Here is a 14,576-nt window from a genome sequence, read left to right on the forward strand (position 1 = left end):
TCTGTTACTACTTTAACTTCCTCCATACTTAAACCTCCTTGATTGTGATTCTGTCCCCTGGGGATTCATATGTATACTTGTTATACAGCTCTTCATGTTCTTCTTTAAATTTTTTGTTATCAAAACGCTTAGTGACATAACTTGAATACTTGACTTGATATTTCTTCCCAATTCCGATTGGTGCACCCTCTAATCCAATACGAATATCTAAATCAAGCTTTTTCTTCTCAGCCTCTAGTTTTGCTATTTCAGCTTTAATCTCATTAACCCTATCAATCTTATCTTCAACTTCGGAAGCGAGATCGTTAATTACTAACGACCCACACGCTTCACAGAATAAAATTTCATCTTCTTTATTAAAATTCTTTTTGAAACCATGCCCACATTCGCATTTAATGTCGATTACAGCCATTTAATTACTCTACCTCCATACTTAACATGACCTTTTGCCCTGCCCCATCAAAATTCTTCATTAATGAAACATCCAAGTGTGTGACCTGTCTTTCCCCATACAGTTCAACAGCCTTGTCATTAGATGTACAAATTAATTTCTTATCAACGATTAACAAAATCTTTTCATCAAACTCTTTATTTAGCTCAATCATTTGAGCTACACTCGGATATTTACTCATTCCTCTTCCTCCATGCCTAAAAATTCATACCAATCAAAGTATTCATACTTCTCACACTTCACAACAAACTTCCTACCACACTCACACTTAATCACTTCCTGTTGTCCTAAATGGCATTTGTTATAGTTATAATCAGAAAACTTAGTACAGTAGGGACACTCTATGATCTTGCTATAATCAAAATGCTTCCCCATTTCTAACCACCTAATTTCTAATAATTGAAACTTCTAATTGATTCACCCCAGTAACCTCGAACATAGTTAAAGCATTAATCTCCCTAGATACCATTTGTGCTAATTCGATATGATCCTCCCGCTTACTAACATGAGTTTTTTCAAAAGTGAAACTTACAATTGTTAGATTTTCATTTCCTTTTAACATCTCTATTGCATCCATCGCTGTTTTTCTTAGTTCCCTCGGCATTACTCTACACCTCGAAATGTTCCAACTTTAATTTCATCAATACATGGCTGACACATTTTTACACCTTTAACATCTTTAAGATTCATTCTTGCTCCACACAACGAGCAACAAGTTGCACTCTTAGTAACAATTACTCGCTCACCCTCAATGTTCATATTTAGACGCACACCTTTACCCCATCCTAGTGTTTTTCTGAACTCCATTGGAATTACTAATCTCCCTAATTCATCTAATTTACGTTCCATAATCCGTATCCTCCTAAAATATCTATTTTTTATCATTGAATTGAATAAACTGACCCCATTGTGCCATACTACAACTACGAGGTTTCACCTCATCCATCGAGCGTAGCAATTTACCATAGGTAAAGAGTTGTGGTGTGACACCTACTTCACCACAGCTTTTTCTATATTTCATAAATAAATTGATTATTTTTTGTCCATACTGTATAATATCCTCGAGATTCTACCGGCAAAATAAAATCTCTTTTGAGCATGACTGTTGGCGCAGTTGTGCTCTTTTTTTGTTATACAGTATCCTTATCACCACTTTTCAATTAGATTAATTCCTCTTTCCTAAAGCGATAGTTTCGATTCATATCTTTCTTAATCTGCACACAGTAGTTAGTGCTGCGTTCTTTAATGCGACCTGCTATTGCCTCATCGACATTAAGCTTAATATCATCAATCAAGAACTCTGATGAGATAATCGTCACCAATCGCTTGTTATAACGCTCATTCAACAACTGGAAAGCATACTTAACATCTGTCTGATTTACTTTTAATCGGCCCGAATCATCATAATTAAGACTCCCTTTAAATAAATCATCAATATACAGGACTTCTGTCCTGCTATATTCACTGAAATAATCCTCACGATCTGCATCAAACTTCATACGTTTTAGCTTCTCAACAAATTCTGTCCATGCGATAAATTTGACTTGTCTGTAACGCTGTAACAACTCGTATGCAATAGCTGAACATATCATGGTTTTACCAGCCCCACTTTGACCAATAATAGTAAACCATGAATTAGTATTTGCTTTTAAATAAGACGTTGCTTTGTCTAAAATTCTTTTTTGCCATTCCTCTGTTGTTTGATAATGTTCTAATCGATGTTTCAGTAAGTCACCCATTCCACTCTCTCTAGTGTTGTGAATTGATTGTCGAATTTCCCTACATTCGCAATGATTCATCTCTTGAATATAGGTATTGTTATACTCTTTAACTACCCAATAGTGTCCGCGATTCAAACATCGTTCGCAATTGAATCCGTCTTTAAGATGTAAGCTTCCAATAGTTGAATTATCTACATCAACAAAGTGCTGTACTCTTTCAAGTTCACTCATATTAGAGCAATTCAAGTCCGCTGGAATCGTAATTCCCATTAGTTGTGATAGGTCTCGCATTCATATTCCCCCTTTGTTGATTTTTAAGTTCGTAAACATCAGTCCAATTTTTTAAAATGGATTGCTCTAAGATTAAAACCTTTTCTTCATCCGAATGGGTTAGTTTGTCTAATTTATTTAAAATCATCTTCATAGCACGTTCAGTTGGTTTCTTTTTGATTAAAACCCTCATTTCAACAAAAGAACTTAATGCTTCAATTAGATTTTCATTTGTTGTATAAGAAGAAAATAGCGAGATGAAATCTGCGTTAGCAGGTTTCTTTTTATTTTTCTTTTTATCTGTTTTTTCTTTTTCTTTTGTTTTTTCTTTTTCTTTTTTCTTGCAAGGGGGTTGTAAGGGGCTTATAAGGGGGTTATATTTTTCCTTTAAAAAGTTGCTCTTAATTCCTTGTAATTCCTTTTCTACACACTTCTGAATATTGATGTTATTTATTGGATTAAACTTCAACCAATTAACCAAAGCTACCTCTTTAGTTGATTCATCATAGGCAATCTTTCCGTATTGCTCAAATCTTTCAATAAGTTTAATGATTGTATCTCTGTTGTATCCTAATTCCATTTCCATAACCTTAATCGGTAACTGATATATTCCACACTGCGATGTTTTAGAATTTGTCATTAAATACAGATAGAAATACTTTTCTTCAGGTGTTAGCTCCAAGATGAATTCATCTTGCCAAAATGTAATATAGACTTGTCGATAAACAGCCATTAAATCACCTCATAATCATAGCGACCAAACTGATTCAAATCACTTTCTTTAATCCATTCTTGAAGTTGTGCTTCATACACTGCTTTTAACGTATGTTTGTCAATCGTGACTAATAAAGTTTCATCTTCTCCGACTTCCAATGATTCAATGTATGGAAAATCAGCAACTAATGTATCTAAGTCGCTTTCTGATGGTTCATGGAGCAATCCAACCTCTGAAAAGCTGAATTTAAATGTACAACTTTGACCTTCTTCCCAATTTTCAATTTTTTCATTAATCAAATCTTTCAGTTTTGCATCTACTGCAAGCAAATAAGTCATACAGCACCTCCTAATAATTCTTTAAGACAACCTCATAAGGTGCCATTTCTCTTCCACCAAAGTTTTGGTGGTAAATATTCTTGTAATACCACTCCACCGCAAAGCGTTGTAACTCTCCAATCGATTGAATGTTCAATCTCACAATTTCTTTTAAAGATCCATGTGGGCGAATTTGAACCGTATTCGACTCTTTTACAAACAAGATTCCAAATATAACAACTTTATCCATTGATGTATGAATATCCATAACTCCCATTGTTTAACCCCTCCAAATTTTATTGTTTTTCTTTGTTTAAGGCGTTTGAAATTAAAATCCGATAAATAACACCAGTGTAAACCAAAACACCCTTAAATCGACCAAAATTAACTTTAAATTTAATTTAGAACTTTCGCTAATTATCTAATGATTAGAAAAAATTTTTATATCCCATTAAATGCAGCATTACTATAATTGTTCCAATTAACGCCGATCCACTGAATAACAAACACATGATAACAATCCATTGTGATAACTTATCTGATGAATTCATTACTTTTCCTCCTCACTCAACTTAATTTCAAATTGGAAATTCTCTAACTTTTGAATTGTTTTATTAAGTTGTTTTGCTTCTTCCTTCGCCTGTTCTATTAGACTTTTGAAATCTTGCATATTTGTTACGTTCAAATACAACTTTCCATTATGTAAATAACCTTCCATTCTAATCCCTCCATTCAATTCCGATTGATTTTAAAAATTTATCCCACCATGATGTGGTGTATTTACGATACTGCTTGCGGCTACACTTTTAAATCTTTAATAACCAACGACATTCGTAGAAAATCGTAAAAATATATTTATGATTTTCTCTTATACATTCAGCGTTTTTAATTAAGTGTCCATCAACTACAGGCTTAATTAAGAAATCCAAAATCTCATCCTTTCGGTTAATTAATTCTGATATTGGAATTTCTAACACATCGAAGCAAGGATAAGATGCTTTTTTCCACTCCTCTTGATCTAGCACATCTTGGGGAGTTTTTTTGTTTTCACTCATTTCATTTCCTCCTTGATTAGTTCCTCCATTGGAACGTCTAAATATTTTGCAATCCGATATAGTGTTTTTGATGCTATATCGTGTTTACCTTTTACAAAGTCAGAAATCGTTGTTCCTGAAACACCAACTGCCTTAGCTAACTCGCTTTGCTTAACTCTTTTTTTTATTAGAATTTTCTTGATATTCGACATATTTTGACACCTCTACATTTAGAACTTTGGTAAAATTTAATTATCATTTAATAAGGAGGTCTTTATGTCTACAAAATACGTATCTCGTTCATTCAATAACACTTCTTATACAATTGAAGAACCGACAGTATGCCCCCATTGTGCTAAATCAATTTTCCCCAACACTTCAGATTACAAATCATTCTCTTATACGTCTGATATCAAACTTTGGGGAATTACATATAGATGTCCAGCTCCTGATTGTAATAAAATCTTTCTCGCTGTATTTTTGGGGGATATCGAAACTAAGAAACTAGAATTGAATTATATTTATCCAAATAGGTTGCCTGAAACATTGCATCCTCTTCTTCAAGATTTATCTCCTAGATTCATCGAGGCTTATCGTCAAGCAAATATTGCTGAAAATCATAATTGTTTTGAACTTGCTGGGTCTGGGTATCGAAACGCTATTGAAATTCTAATCAAAGACTTTGCGATTAACGAACTCAAAAAAGATGAAAGCGAAGTTTCAAAAAAGAAGTTACACATCTGCATCAAAGATTATCTAAGTGATGTCGATTTAACCACATCTGCTGACGTTGTTAGAATTCTTGGAAATGATAACACCCATTATGAACGGAAATATGAAGAACTTGATTTCAATATTTTAAAAACTTATATGAATATTTTCATACAATTAATTACAACTAAACTTCTCATCAATCATCCCCCTGTCGGAAATCGTTAGAATTACCGAAATCAACTCTAATATCTAAATTAGCTAATTCTTCTATTAATGAATTAGCTTTTTTTAATGTATCAACTAATTCGTTTGCTTTATTTAAGGCTTCACTAACGCCATACATAGTTGCATTTATTTTAAAACTCGGAATATTTATCTTACTCATTTCTCTTCCTCCTTAAATTCCGTATACTTCGATAGGCTTTAACATCATCTCGTTAGCGTCGAAAACATGACCAACCATACGCTCGGATAACTCCTCAACATCCTGTACTCGAACACGAATACTGTTGTTATTAGGGCGCAATGGACGAATCAATCCTGCCTTGATGTATTTAGATATTGTTTGAGCTGATACCCCCATAAGATAACCAGCCTCCTCCAACGTTACTGCAAAACGTTGTGGAATTGGAATTGGATTTTCTTTTTGAGCTCCCATCATTCTCACCCCTTAAATCCCTAAACTCATTTGATTAATATTAAACATTGCTGCTCTTGATGGATACCAATCATTAATGAAATCAAGCACCATATCTAAATGCTTTTGACGTAATTGTGTACGTGTCTTAACTCCTGTGATTTCAAGAATATCTCTGTTTAGCGCTCTAAAAAGTTCGCCAATTTGTTTTTTATTTAAGTTCATTTGACGCTCTTTTTGAACTTCATACACTCGTGATGATACTCGTTTAGAAACTAAACTATATTCAGCTGGGTCCAACTTAGCATTTTCTTCGATTTCATTGACTTTTTGTTGAACTGTTTGAACTTGTTGTTCTAGCATCTGTTGCTTTTGATCTAGCATAATAATTGATTGTAACTCCGGTGATAAGTTAGCGTATGGATTGAATCTTTCTTCTCTCATTGAGAAGTATTCATCTACAAGTTGCTCGTGAATTTCCCAAGCTAAATCACTATCCATGATTTTGATTAGCTTTGCATATCCTCGTTCAGATAATAAATAGATGTTGTTAGCTTTAGCGATTTGCATTTGAGTGAAGCCTAGTTGATTTAATTGTGGTTCTTCTGAAGAACTACAATTTTTTATGTCTATTACGTCAATACCTTCTTTAAATCGAGTGCGATTGTTATTAATCAATTTATTAATGTACTTAACTTCTACTTGATGAATTTCAGCAATTGTTTTTGCTAAAACTACTTTCTGACCTTTACCAAACCCTCCATAAATAACTGGAATTTGTTTACCTAGGAACTCTTGCGTTCCTTTAACTTCTAAGTTTACATTTTCATAACCTTTTGAGTGAAAAGGTTTAATATTGAATTTGTTCATTACTTTTCCTCCTCGCAGTTAATAAAATTAACAAATACATTCTCGCCTTTTAGAACGAATAAACTCGTTTTTACTTCCAAAAAAAATAACTTCTTTAGGAATATGATAAATATTAGGGATTTTTTCGATAGCACTGGCTGGCATATACGAGTTATCTTTTTCCCAACCAGCCAGTGTCTGATAATGAACCCCAAATAATTTCGCAGCTTCTTGTTGTGTATATCCGATATTTCTTCTTGCTGCCTCAAGTGTAATTTGAATTTTAGCAATCACTCTATCACCTCCTGACACAATGTTACAACGAGTATATTCGTTTTGTCAACGACTTTATTCGTTTTATATTCGATTTTTTTCGTTTTTTTTAATAATTAATCATTGTATTAAACGAATTTATTCGTTATAATAACGATGTATCAAAAGAAAAGAGGTGATATAATGGCAAGAAATCCACTTTCTGAATTTGAAAGAAAACTAAGAAAAGAAATTTCACTTAATCTAAAAAAACATACTAAAGGAATTACCCAAGCTGATTTATCGGCTATGACAGGTATCCCAACATCCACTTTATCGGGATACTTTGCGGAACGATCAACAATCAACGCCGGAAACACACAAAAAATAGCGGATGCGCTAGGAATTGAAAAGCAAGATATAGACCCTAGATTCAAAGAAAGTATCCATCTAATTAACTCTATAGAAGATGAAGAATCAGAACCTTCTTCACATGTAAGTGGAGAAAGAGAATTGTTTTTAAAAAGACTTATAGAGGCGAAATCAGGTAATATTCGAGCATTTTCTATCGATATAGGAATCCCCTACTCCACTATTCGCTCTATTTTGACTAGAGGTGTGATGAATTCCACTGTAGACAATATATTCAAAATATGCAAAGGATTAGGAATCTCTCCTGAAGAGCTTAGTCCAGAATTCAAAACAAATGAAATTATTGCTGATACACTTACTACTATGTTAAGATTAGACGAATCTAGACAGCAAAGTGTGTATAATTGCGCAAAGGATCAATTGGCTGAACAGAATAAAACTAAAGTCACTGAGTTTTCAAAAAGTGCAAAGGAAGAACCAAAAGAAGATTACAATGATCCAACCATGGTCATTGCTGCTCACATGGATGATGATTTTACAGAAGAAGAAATGGAAGAGGTATTGCGTTTCATTGAATTCGCAAAAAGTAAGAGAAAAAAATAGAGGTAGTATTAAATGAATAAGCTAGAAGAATTAATGAATCAATATCCTAAATTAGATTATGTCTTTAGTAAGGATATGCCTGATATCTTAAAAGGACTATGCTTAGGGGAAACAATTTATATAAATGCCAATACTAATACAACCACCGCTGAAAAGGTTGTAACACTGAGCGAGGAGATTGCTCATTACCAAACAGGTTCAGGCAACATTATTAGACAAAAAACAGTTTCAGATTGGAAACAGGAAAACATAGCTAGACGAGTCGGAAACCAACGGCTAGTTACTTTAGATAATCTGATTTACTGTTGGAAAAAGGGATTCGAAACATCAAATGAGATTGCTGATGAATTGGAAGTTACGATCGAGTGTGTAGAAGATGCTATTGAAAGTTATCGTTCTACACATGGTATAAAGTTTGAGTATAAAAATTATCAAATAAACTTTAATACTGATACCCACATTCAAATATATAAATTAGCAGAATAGAAAAACAGGATAAGGTTTATACCCTATCCTGTTTTATAAATCATGAAATTGAGGTGATAAAATGAAAGGTTCAGTCCGAAAACGCGGTGAGAAATGGAGCTATTACTTTACAATTAAAGTAGATGGCACTTACAAGAAGAAAGAAAAAGGTGGATTTAGAACTAAAAAAGAAGCCGAAACTGCCTTACGTGAAGTTTTACAACAATACGAAAAGCAAGGATTTGTCCAAAATAATGTTAGTTACACCTTGCAAGAATTCTCGAATTATTGGTATGAGAATGTCGCTAGCAATTCTTGCCGATATAACACATTAGTTCAATACAATAGCATGCTTAAAAATCACATTATCCCTGAATTAGGGTTTATAAAAATGACAAGTATTACACCCGAAATACTTCAAAAATTCTTTGCAGAAAAGCAAAAAAGCTTGTCAAATAATACAATAGCGGCAATAAAAAAAGTCTTAAATAATATTTTTAAATTAGCAATTAAGCAAATGATTATCTCTTATAACCCTCTAGATCGTTTAGAGTTGAAGAAAAAAAGCGAAGAAAAAAAGATAGCAATCGTTTCATTGGACGATTTAGATACCATCTTTGAAGATTTAAAAGACACTCGTTATTATATCCCTTTTTTAATCGCAACTCAAGTCGGAGGGCGCCGCAGTGAAGTGTTAGGATTAACATGGGATAATATTGATTTAGAAAATAAACTTATAACTTTCGATAAACAACTATTGAATAAAGTTGGTACTGGATTAGAATTATCACCAACAAAAACTGCATCTAGTAATCGTACGTTATTGATGACAGATAAATTAGTAAATGCTCTTTTAGAGCATAGAAAACAACAACTATCTAATAAAGATTTTTACGGAAACGTATATTATACAGAACAAGATTTTGTCTGCTGCAATGAAGACGGTTCCCCTATTCCTCCGGAATCACTTACATCTAAAGTGACTAGAATGAGTAAGAGATTAGGAGTTGACTTAAAATTCCACGCACTAAGACATACTCACGCCACTATGCTGTTAAATGCAGGTGTTAATATAAAAGTTATTCAAGAACGTTTGGGTCATAGCAGTATCACGACTACGCTTGATACATATAGTCATGTTACAAAAGAAGGCGAAGTAGATGCCATCAAATTATTCGAAAGAAAATTCAACAAATAAAATTGCCACCAAAATAAAAGTATGGTGGCAAAATGGTGGCAAATAATCAAAATTCATTAAAAAACATTACATCAAAGAAAATACAAAACCATTAAAAACATTGATAATATCATATTTTAGTAGAAATGTTTTTTGTATAACTATATTAATTTATCTTTATTATGGTAATACAAAAAACAATTTTATACAATAAAAAGGTGGAGAAGAACGTTTAACTCCGAACAAAAGTTAACAGACATCTCCGCCTCGCCTTTTGAGGTGTTAGGTGGATGGAACTTTATGGAGGAGTTGTTCTTCGAAACTAGATTAAATAAAAAGGCGGGGCCCCACACGTTTTTATTCCTCCTTTGGTGGGGTAATAAGAAGAACGTTTAACTCCGAACAAAAAATAGAGATCTATTATTTGAAAAAGCCCCATCGCATCAACAAAAGCGAAGGGGCTTTTTTGTTATCCTTTATTTTCTTTTAAAAATTCATTAATTTTAGCTTTAGCATCTGCACTACATGGTTTACATGAGTTAACGGTACCTCCATTTTCAATGATGTCTTCTGCTAAACCAGAACAACCAGGAAATCCACATGAACCACAGTTATATCCCGGTAACATTGCAATTAACTTTTCAATTCGCGGATCAACTTCAACTTTTAAATAAAGGTTCGCCAACCCAAGCAGTCCGCCAAGTACTAATCCTAAACCTCCAATGACTATAATAGGAACTAAAATCGCACTCACTCTTCTCCCCCCTTATAATGAGAACAAGTATGATTCGAACAACGATGACAAGACGTCTGTTCGTTTATTGTAATTGGAGCTTCGGTTCTTTTATTCATGACGTATGTCCACATAAAAATGCTCACCAAGACAACAAATAAAACAATCGGCGCCATCAAACAATCCCTCCAAATCCCATGAAGATGATTGACATAATCGAGGCTGTAATTAAAGCAATCGGAACCCCTCTTAACGCTTCTGGAATTGGAGCAAGTTCTAATCGTTCACGAATCACAGAAAATAAATAAATAACTAACGTAAATCCAAGTGCTGAAAATAAGCTAAACACAATGGTTTCTATTAAGTTATACTGATTATCAATCGATAACACGGCAATTCCAAGAACAGCGCAGTTAGTCGTAATAAGTGGTAAATAAACTCCCAGTAACTTATAAAGTTTCGGTGAAAACTTCTTAACTACCATCTCAACGAACTGAACTAAAGAAGAGATAACTAAAATAAACGTGATGGTTCTCATGTACGTCATATCACAAGGCACTAAAATATATTCATAAACAAGCCATGAAACACTTGATGAAACGACCATAACAAACGTGACAGCCAATCCCATCCCGATTGCAGACTCTGTCTTTTTAGAAACTCCAATGAAGGGACAGATTCCAAAAAACTGAGATAAAATAACGTTTTGAACCAGTAATGCAGTCAATGCAATTGGAACTAAAGTTTCCATCTACGCCTTCACCTCCTGTTTCACTCTTTTTTTTGATTGAGAGATCCGATATTGATTCATGATTCCAATAATTAATCCAAGTGCCAAAAAAGCACCCGCTGGATAAATAAAGATTGGAATACTAATCGACTCGGGTAAAAATTGAACGCCAAATAAACTTCCTGCACCGATTAATTCACGGAAACTTGCCAATACACAAAGTCCAAGCGTAAATCCAAACCCCATTCCAAGTGCATCAAAAATAGAATCAATCACCTTGTTTTTACTTGCAAAGCTTTCAGCACGTCCGAGAATAATACAATTCACGACAATTAATGGAATAAAAATTCCAAGCCTTGCAGCAAGTGATGGAACATACGCGTTTAAAAGCATCTCAAGGATTGTCACACCTGTTGAAATAATCACAATAAAAACAGGAATTCGAACTTCATCTGGTACTAATTTTCTAATTGACGACACGACAATATTTGAAAAAAGTAACACAAAAACAACACTTAACCCCATCCCAAGTGCATTTTGCAAAGATGTCGTGACACCAAGCGAAGGACACATTCCAAGTAATAAAACAAATAACGGATTCTCAGTGATGAGACCCCGCTTCAAAATTTCCTTCTTCGTCATCCTCTTCCCCCCAATTCTAATGTTTTAAAAAATGTGCATTCGCCTCATCAATCGCCTTCTTAACCGCTGAACTCGTAATCGTCGCGCCTGATAATGTATCAATACTCATGCCATCCACCGGTTTATTTAATATCTGAGATAAAAACTCATCCTCTTTCACCCGACTCCCAAATCCAGGCGTCTCACTAAATGTTCCAATATAGCGGAGATTAATCAATTCCTTTGTCTTTAAATCATAGGCTACGAACATTTGAATATCGCCCCCATAACCTTTCGTCGCTAATTCATAAATTCGGCCCATGCAATCATTATCTTGATCATAAATATTATAAATCACCTGAATCGCTTTAAACTCTTCCGATTCCGATGTATCTGACTCTTCAAAACGCGTCATACTCGGAAAAAAATCTAATATAGTGGCCTCTTTTTCCGCTTTTTCACGCTCACTGATAATAGGGGCTGTCATCGTATTCACACTCGCAATTAATCCTGCACAAATAATTCCAATAACGGCCAAAAAACAAGCTAAATAGATTGGTTTTTTTACCACAACGTCTCACCTCACTTTAAATCATGATTCCAATTAAGACAGCAATACCAATAACAATCAAAAAGCTAACTAACCAAAAACAAATTTCTCCTCGTTTAAGTGGAAGATTCATTCGTCCCATAAATCCTCGGTCAATGACAGGTTTAAATAAATTCATGATTAAAATAGAGAAAAACACACCTTCTGGGTAATTTCCAAGCAGTCTGATGATGACCGTTAAGATTCCAAGTGCCATTCCAAAAAACACTTTCCCTTTTCTAGAAACGGGTGAGGTCACTAAGTCAGTTGCCATAAACGCAGCTCCAAATAAAAGGCCTCCACTTAAAAGATGAAACAACGGATACCAAATCCCAGCCACTCCATTCATTGCTCCAACTATCCATGTCATGAAAAAGACGGTTCCTAAATAAAAGGCAGGAATTCGCCAATCAATAATTCGACGAACCACTAAATAAATCATGGCTATGATAATAGCAAATGAAATACTCTCCCCAATTGCTCCACCATAAGTCCCCATTAACAAACCGACTAGTCCACCATATGGAGCCGTTAATTGTTCATACGTCCCAATATATTGATTTTGCGCCAAATGCACCAGAGGAGTCACCGAGGTAACGGCATCAACTTGTGTTAAAGTTGTCGTTAATAATCCTCCAAATGAAATCGTGACCAAGGCACGACCAACCAGTGCTGGATTAAACGGGTTATAACCAACGCCCCCAAACACTAACTTTCCAAGCCAAACACTGACACAAGAACCAATCGCAACGACCATTAAAGGAGTTCCAATCGGCAAACAAAGAGCTAATAAAATAGCGGTAATAAGTGAATACGATTTTACAATTAGCGTTAACCATTCATAAACATCTTTAAATCGACGACCACATGCAAAGAAAATGGTTTCGGTTAAAATAGCAGATATTATTGAAACGAGTAACATCCATATAGCTTTTAGGGCATAGGCACCTCCAAAGGTATAACCATAAACGCTAATTGCAATTAAACTAATCACACCTAAAACGGCACTAAATTCATACATAATCTGTTGTGTACTACTTCGACTATGTAAGTGTGGCGTTGGTGACCATTTTGCGATTTTTGCCATGTTCTTCTCTTCCCCTCTTATTTTAAAATTCGTTTGGCTCGTCGCACAAACTCTGTCACTTCAATATGCGATGGACAAACATACGTACACATCCCGCATTCTACGCAAGATTTCGCATTTAACTTAGTGAGACGCTCTTTATCTTTAAGTTTAGCCATATCCTTAATCAAAACAGGTTGTAATCCCGTTGGACAATGATCAGTACAACGACCGCAACTCACACACGGTTGTTCATCTTTTTCCATGATGACCTCTTTTTTATAGTTCGGCCATAAAATATCCTTAATTCGGTCAAAGCCTTTATCGGGCCCCTCTTTTTTCTTCGTTGGTAATACCACAATTCCATTAACCCCACGTGATATGACAAAATCATCACTTCTCATCACGCCACCCATCATCGGTCCCCCAACAATGATTTTAATTTCATCTGCATCATCAATATACCCTCCGGCTAATTGAATTAACTCTTTAGCCGGCGTTCCAATTCGGACATAGTAAAGTCCTGGACGTTTAATCCCTTCTCCAGAAACTGTGACTAGTCGGCGAATAAATGGCCGATTATCACGAACAGCAAATGAAGTCGCAATAGCCGTTCCAACATTTGAAACAGTAAATCCAAGTTCTGAAGGTAAGCGATCATACTCTCGACCTGTAATCGTTTTAATCAAGACTTTCTCCCAGCCGAGTGGATAAGCATCTGGTACCTCGTAAACAGAAATTTGATCTCGAACTTGATACTCATCAATCTTTTGCTCTAAAAAAGCTTTTAATTTCTTTTTCCCTTTCTTAATGGCAATGATTCCTTTTTTAACATCTGCTGCTTTCATTAAAAATGAAATTCCATCAAAGAACCGTTCTGGTTGATCAAACATAAAATGATAATCTGTTGTTAAATACGGTTCACATTCAACACCATTAATTAAAACAGTATGGATTCCTTCTGGATTTAAGTATTTAATATACGTTGAAAATCCGCTACCTCCAAGCCCGACAACCCCATTTTTACGGATCATCTCCACAATGTCTTCTCGACTTAAAACACTTGAATCAGCGGGTGGTACACAGCTTGGATCCATTTCATATTTAAAATCATTTTGAATTTTAACACACAACACTTGTTTTCCACTTCGATGCCATTTCTTTTCAATCGCAACAACATCTCCACTAATACTTGCATGCATTGGAATGTTAATCCCATCCGTTCGATGACCCACTTCACTTCCTACATACACATGATCT

28 protein-coding genes are annotated in these 14,576 nt (G+C 34.7%); 4 read left to right on the forward strand and 24 right to left on the reverse strand.

The features are described 5' to 3' along the window. Positions 1–28: 28 nt before the first annotated feature. The 13 genes from QWC74_RS12100 to QWC74_RS12160 form a co-directional block, all read right to left on the reverse strand. Positions 29–412, reverse strand: a complete 384-nt coding sequence (locus QWC74_RS12100) for a hypothetical protein (RefSeq protein WP_006783378.1) — start codon at positions 410–412, stop codon at positions 29–31. A 4-nt stretch (positions 413–416) separates the two neighbouring features. Beyond that, on the reverse strand, positions 417–632 hold the full coding sequence (locus QWC74_RS12105; RefSeq protein WP_006783377.1) for a hypothetical protein: 216 nt from the start codon (positions 630–632) through the stop codon (positions 417–419). Beyond that, on the reverse strand, positions 629–826 hold the full coding sequence (locus QWC74_RS12110; protein WP_155232711.1) for a hypothetical protein: 198 nt from the start codon (positions 824–826) through the stop codon (positions 629–631). Before QWC74_RS12110 ends, QWC74_RS12105 begins: the two co-directional genes overlap by 4 nt. 10 nt (positions 827–836) lie before the next feature. Next, positions 837–1,055, reverse strand: a complete 219-nt coding sequence (locus QWC74_RS12115) for a hypothetical protein (RefSeq protein ID WP_006783375.1) — start codon at positions 1,053–1,055, stop codon at positions 837–839. Further along, positions 1,055–1,300: an AbrB/MazE/SpoVT family DNA-binding domain-containing protein gene (locus tag QWC74_RS12120; protein ID WP_006783374.1), complete on the reverse strand. Its 246-nt coding sequence runs from the start codon at positions 1,298–1,300 to the stop codon at positions 1,055–1,057. Before QWC74_RS12120 ends, QWC74_RS12115 begins: the two co-directional genes overlap by 1 nt. A gap of 311 nt (positions 1,301–1,611) precedes the next feature. Continuing rightward, the gene (locus QWC74_RS12125; protein ID WP_155222806.1) at positions 1,612–2,463 is read right to left on the reverse strand and encodes an ATP-binding protein; all 852 of its coding nucleotides are present in this window, start codon (positions 2,461–2,463) and stop codon (positions 1,612–1,614) included. Further along, positions 2,405–3,175 (reverse strand): hypothetical protein, encoded by a 771-nt coding sequence (locus tag QWC74_RS12130; protein ID WP_155222805.1) that lies wholly within the window; start codon positions 3,173–3,175, stop codon positions 2,405–2,407. The genes QWC74_RS12125 and QWC74_RS12130 overlap by 59 nt, the downstream gene beginning before the upstream one ends. Continuing rightward, complete coding sequence (locus tag QWC74_RS12135; RefSeq protein WP_155222804.1) at positions 3,175–3,495, reverse strand: hypothetical protein; 321 nt, start codon at positions 3,493–3,495, stop codon at positions 3,175–3,177. Before QWC74_RS12135 ends, QWC74_RS12130 begins: the two co-directional genes overlap by 1 nt. Before the next feature lie 10 nt (positions 3,496–3,505). Then, positions 3,506–3,751: a hypothetical protein gene (locus tag QWC74_RS12140; RefSeq protein ID WP_155222803.1), complete on the reverse strand. Its 246-nt coding sequence runs from the start codon at positions 3,749–3,751 to the stop codon at positions 3,506–3,508. A 151-nt stretch (positions 3,752–3,902) separates the two neighbouring features. Next, positions 3,903–4,025, reverse strand: a complete 123-nt coding sequence (locus QWC74_RS12145) for a hypothetical protein (RefSeq protein WP_262957570.1) — start codon at positions 4,023–4,025, stop codon at positions 3,903–3,905. Then, positions 4,025–4,192: a hypothetical protein gene (locus QWC74_RS12150; RefSeq protein ID WP_155222802.1), complete on the reverse strand. Its 168-nt coding sequence runs from the start codon at positions 4,190–4,192 to the stop codon at positions 4,025–4,027. The genes QWC74_RS12145 and QWC74_RS12150 overlap by 1 nt, the downstream gene beginning before the upstream one ends. 88 nt (positions 4,193–4,280) lie before the next feature. After that, positions 4,281–4,529 carry a hypothetical protein gene (locus tag QWC74_RS12155; RefSeq protein ID WP_155222801.1) on the reverse strand — a complete coding sequence of 83 codons (249 nt, stop codon included), beginning with the start codon at positions 4,527–4,529 and terminating at the stop codon, positions 4,281–4,283. Next, entirely contained in the window at positions 4,526–4,720 is a 195-nt protein-coding gene (locus QWC74_RS12160) for a helix-turn-helix domain-containing protein (RefSeq protein WP_155222800.1), read from the reverse strand. Before QWC74_RS12160 ends, QWC74_RS12155 begins: the two co-directional genes overlap by 4 nt. A gap of 64 nt (positions 4,721–4,784) precedes the next feature. On the opposite strand from QWC74_RS12160, the gene QWC74_RS12165 reads away from it, so the two are divergent. Beyond that, positions 4,785–5,447 carry a DUF4145 domain-containing protein gene (locus QWC74_RS12165; RefSeq protein ID WP_155222799.1) on the forward strand — a complete coding sequence of 221 codons (663 nt, stop codon included), beginning with the start codon at positions 4,785–4,787 and terminating at the stop codon, positions 5,445–5,447. Here the strand turns inward: QWC74_RS12165 and QWC74_RS12170 are convergent. Genes QWC74_RS12170 through QWC74_RS12185 form a run of 4 tightly spaced genes read right to left on the reverse strand, consistent with a single transcriptional unit; the run spans position 5,419 to position 7,002 of the window. Further along, complete coding sequence (locus QWC74_RS12170; RefSeq protein WP_155222798.1) at positions 5,419–5,607, reverse strand: hypothetical protein; 189 nt, start codon at positions 5,605–5,607, stop codon at positions 5,419–5,421. The genes QWC74_RS12165 and QWC74_RS12170 overlap by 29 nt on opposite strands. Positions 5,608–5,619: 12 nt before the next feature. Next, on the reverse strand, positions 5,620–5,880 hold the full coding sequence (locus QWC74_RS12175; protein WP_288994126.1) for a helix-turn-helix domain-containing protein: 261 nt from the start codon (positions 5,878–5,880) through the stop codon (positions 5,620–5,622). Positions 5,881–5,892: 12 nt separating this feature from the next. Beyond that, positions 5,893–6,729 carry an ORF6C domain-containing protein gene (locus QWC74_RS12180; protein ID WP_155222796.1) on the reverse strand — a complete coding sequence of 279 codons (837 nt, stop codon included), beginning with the start codon at positions 6,727–6,729 and terminating at the stop codon, positions 5,893–5,895. A gap of 27 nt (positions 6,730–6,756) precedes the next feature. Next, positions 6,757–7,002 carry a helix-turn-helix transcriptional regulator gene (locus QWC74_RS12185; protein ID WP_272154663.1) on the reverse strand — a complete coding sequence of 82 codons (246 nt, stop codon included), beginning with the start codon at positions 7,000–7,002 and terminating at the stop codon, positions 6,757–6,759. A 162-nt stretch (positions 7,003–7,164) separates the two neighbouring features. On the opposite strand from QWC74_RS12185, the gene QWC74_RS12190 reads away from it, so the two are divergent. From QWC74_RS12190 to QWC74_RS12200, 3 genes are all read left to right on the forward strand, one after another. Beyond that, entirely contained in the window at positions 7,165–7,935 is a 771-nt protein-coding gene (locus QWC74_RS12190; RefSeq protein WP_272154662.1) for a helix-turn-helix transcriptional regulator, read from the forward strand. A gap of 12 nt (positions 7,936–7,947) precedes the next feature. Then, on the forward strand, positions 7,948–8,421 hold the full coding sequence (locus tag QWC74_RS12195; RefSeq protein WP_155222795.1) for a hypothetical protein: 474 nt from the start codon (positions 7,948–7,950) through the stop codon (positions 8,419–8,421). A gap of 61 nt (positions 8,422–8,482) precedes the next feature. Next, a complete protein-coding gene (locus tag QWC74_RS12200) occupies positions 8,483–9,598 on the forward strand; it encodes a site-specific integrase (RefSeq protein WP_155222794.1) in 1,116 nt (371 codons plus the stop codon). 448 nt (positions 9,599–10,046) lie between these two features. Here QWC74_RS12200 and QWC74_RS12205 read toward each other — a convergent pair whose 3' ends face one another. From QWC74_RS12205 to QWC74_RS12235, 7 genes are all read right to left on the reverse strand, one after another. Beyond that, complete coding sequence (locus QWC74_RS12205) at positions 10,047–10,331, reverse strand: (Fe-S)-binding protein (protein WP_006783791.1); 285 nt, start codon at positions 10,329–10,331, stop codon at positions 10,047–10,049. Continuing rightward, positions 10,328–10,486, reverse strand: coding sequence for a hypothetical protein (locus QWC74_RS12210; protein WP_006783792.1), 159 nt, complete (start codon positions 10,484–10,486; stop codon positions 10,328–10,330). Before QWC74_RS12210 ends, QWC74_RS12205 begins: the two co-directional genes overlap by 4 nt. Then, entirely contained in the window at positions 10,486–11,061 is a 576-nt protein-coding gene (rsxA, locus tag QWC74_RS12215; protein WP_006783793.1) for an electron transport complex subunit RsxA, read from the reverse strand. The genes QWC74_RS12210 and rsxA overlap by 1 nt, the downstream gene beginning before the upstream one ends. Continuing rightward, a complete protein-coding gene (rsxE, locus tag QWC74_RS12220; protein ID WP_006783794.1) occupies positions 11,062–11,682 on the reverse strand; it encodes an electron transport complex subunit RsxE in 621 nt (206 codons plus the stop codon). Between the two features lie 16 nt (positions 11,683–11,698). Continuing rightward, entirely contained in the window at positions 11,699–12,232 is a 534-nt protein-coding gene (locus QWC74_RS12225) for an FMN-binding protein (RefSeq protein ID WP_006783795.1), read from the reverse strand. Between the two features lie 16 nt (positions 12,233–12,248). Continuing rightward, positions 12,249–13,337, reverse strand: a complete 1,089-nt coding sequence (locus QWC74_RS12230) for an RnfABCDGE type electron transport complex subunit D (protein ID WP_006783796.1) — start codon at positions 13,335–13,337, stop codon at positions 12,249–12,251. 17 nt (positions 13,338–13,354) lie between these two features. Further along, positions 13,355–14,576, reverse strand: a 1,222-nt coding sequence (locus tag QWC74_RS12235) for an SLBB domain-containing protein (RefSeq protein WP_288994132.1), incomplete at its 5' end; no start/stop codon positions are given.

The sequence above is a fragment of the uncultured Turicibacter sp. genome (assembly GCF_938044715.1).
GTDB lineage: Bacteria > Bacillota_I > Bacilli_A > MOL361 > Turicibacteraceae > Turicibacter > Turicibacter sanguinis.

What these genes read in the sequence shown, in the direction of transcription:
- QWC74_RS12175 (WP_288994126.1), bottom strand. Translation starts at nt 5,880, where the DNA reads ATGGGAGCTCAAAAAGAAAATCCAATTCCAATTCCACAACGTTTTGCA.
- QWC74_RS12160 (WP_155222800.1), bottom strand. Translation starts at nt 4,720, where the DNA reads ATGTCGAATATCAAGAAAATTCTAATAAAAAAAAGAGTTAAGCAAAGC.
- QWC74_RS12140 (WP_155222803.1), bottom strand. Translation starts at nt 3,751, where the DNA reads ATGGGAGTTATGGATATTCATACATCAATGGATAAAGTTGTTATATTT.
- QWC74_RS12155 (WP_155222801.1), bottom strand. Translation starts at nt 4,529, where the DNA reads ATGAGTGAAAACAAAAAAACTCCCCAAGATGTGCTAGATCAAGAGGAG.
- QWC74_RS12145 (WP_262957570.1), bottom strand. Translation starts at nt 4,025, where the DNA reads ATGAATTCATCAGATAAGTTATCACAATGGATTGTTATCATGTGTTTG.
- QWC74_RS12170 (WP_155222798.1), bottom strand. Translation starts at nt 5,607, where the DNA reads ATGAGTAAGATAAATATTCCGAGTTTTAAAATAAATGCAACTATGTAT.
- QWC74_RS12165 (WP_155222799.1), top strand. Translation starts at nt 4,785, where the DNA reads ATGTCTACAAAATACGTATCTCGTTCATTCAATAACACTTCTTATACA.
- QWC74_RS12125 (WP_155222806.1), bottom strand. Translation starts at nt 2,463, where the DNA reads ATGCGAGACCTATCACAACTAATGGGAATTACGATTCCAGCGGACTTG.
- QWC74_RS12150 (WP_155222802.1), bottom strand. Translation starts at nt 4,192, where the DNA reads ATGGAAGGTTATTTACATAATGGAAAGTTGTATTTGAACGTAACAAAT.
- QWC74_RS12105 (WP_006783377.1), bottom strand. Translation starts at nt 632, where the DNA reads ATGAGTAAATATCCGAGTGTAGCTCAAATGATTGAGCTAAATAAAGAG.
- QWC74_RS12135 (WP_155222804.1), bottom strand. Translation starts at nt 3,495, where the DNA reads ATGACTTATTTGCTTGCAGTAGATGCAAAACTGAAAGATTTGATTAAT.
- QWC74_RS12120 (WP_006783374.1), bottom strand. Translation starts at nt 1,300, where the DNA reads ATGGAACGTAAATTAGATGAATTAGGGAGATTAGTAATTCCAATGGAG.
- QWC74_RS12180 (WP_155222796.1), bottom strand. Translation starts at nt 6,729, where the DNA reads ATGAACAAATTCAATATTAAACCTTTTCACTCAAAAGGTTATGAAAAT.
- QWC74_RS12230 (WP_006783796.1), bottom strand. Translation starts at nt 13,337, where the DNA reads ATGGCAAAAATCGCAAAATGGTCACCAACGCCACACTTACATAGTCGA.
- QWC74_RS12115 (WP_006783375.1), bottom strand. Translation starts at nt 1,055, where the DNA reads ATGCCGAGGGAACTAAGAAAAACAGCGATGGATGCAATAGAGATGTTA.
- rsxE (WP_006783794.1), bottom strand. Translation starts at nt 11,682, where the DNA reads ATGACGAAGAAGGAAATTTTGAAGCGGGGTCTCATCACTGAGAATCCG.
- QWC74_RS12200 (WP_155222794.1), top strand. Translation starts at nt 8,483, where the DNA reads ATGAAAGGTTCAGTCCGAAAACGCGGTGAGAAATGGAGCTATTACTTT.
- QWC74_RS12130 (WP_155222805.1), bottom strand. Translation starts at nt 3,175, where the DNA reads ATGGCTGTTTATCGACAAGTCTATATTACATTTTGGCAAGATGAATTC.
- QWC74_RS12190 (WP_272154662.1), top strand. Translation starts at nt 7,165, where the DNA reads ATGGCAAGAAATCCACTTTCTGAATTTGAAAGAAAACTAAGAAAAGAA.
- QWC74_RS12210 (WP_006783792.1), bottom strand. Translation starts at nt 10,486, where the DNA reads ATGGCGCCGATTGTTTTATTTGTTGTCTTGGTGAGCATTTTTATGTGG.
- QWC74_RS12110 (WP_155232711.1), bottom strand. Translation starts at nt 826, where the DNA reads ATGGGGAAGCATTTTGATTATAGCAAGATCATAGAGTGTCCCTACTGT.
- rsxA (WP_006783793.1), bottom strand. Translation starts at nt 11,061, where the DNA reads ATGGAAACTTTAGTTCCAATTGCATTGACTGCATTACTGGTTCAAAAC.
- QWC74_RS12195 (WP_155222795.1), top strand. Translation starts at nt 7,948, where the DNA reads ATGAATAAGCTAGAAGAATTAATGAATCAATATCCTAAATTAGATTAT.
- QWC74_RS12100 (WP_006783378.1), bottom strand. Translation starts at nt 412, where the DNA reads ATGGCTGTAATCGACATTAAATGCGAATGTGGGCATGGTTTCAAAAAG.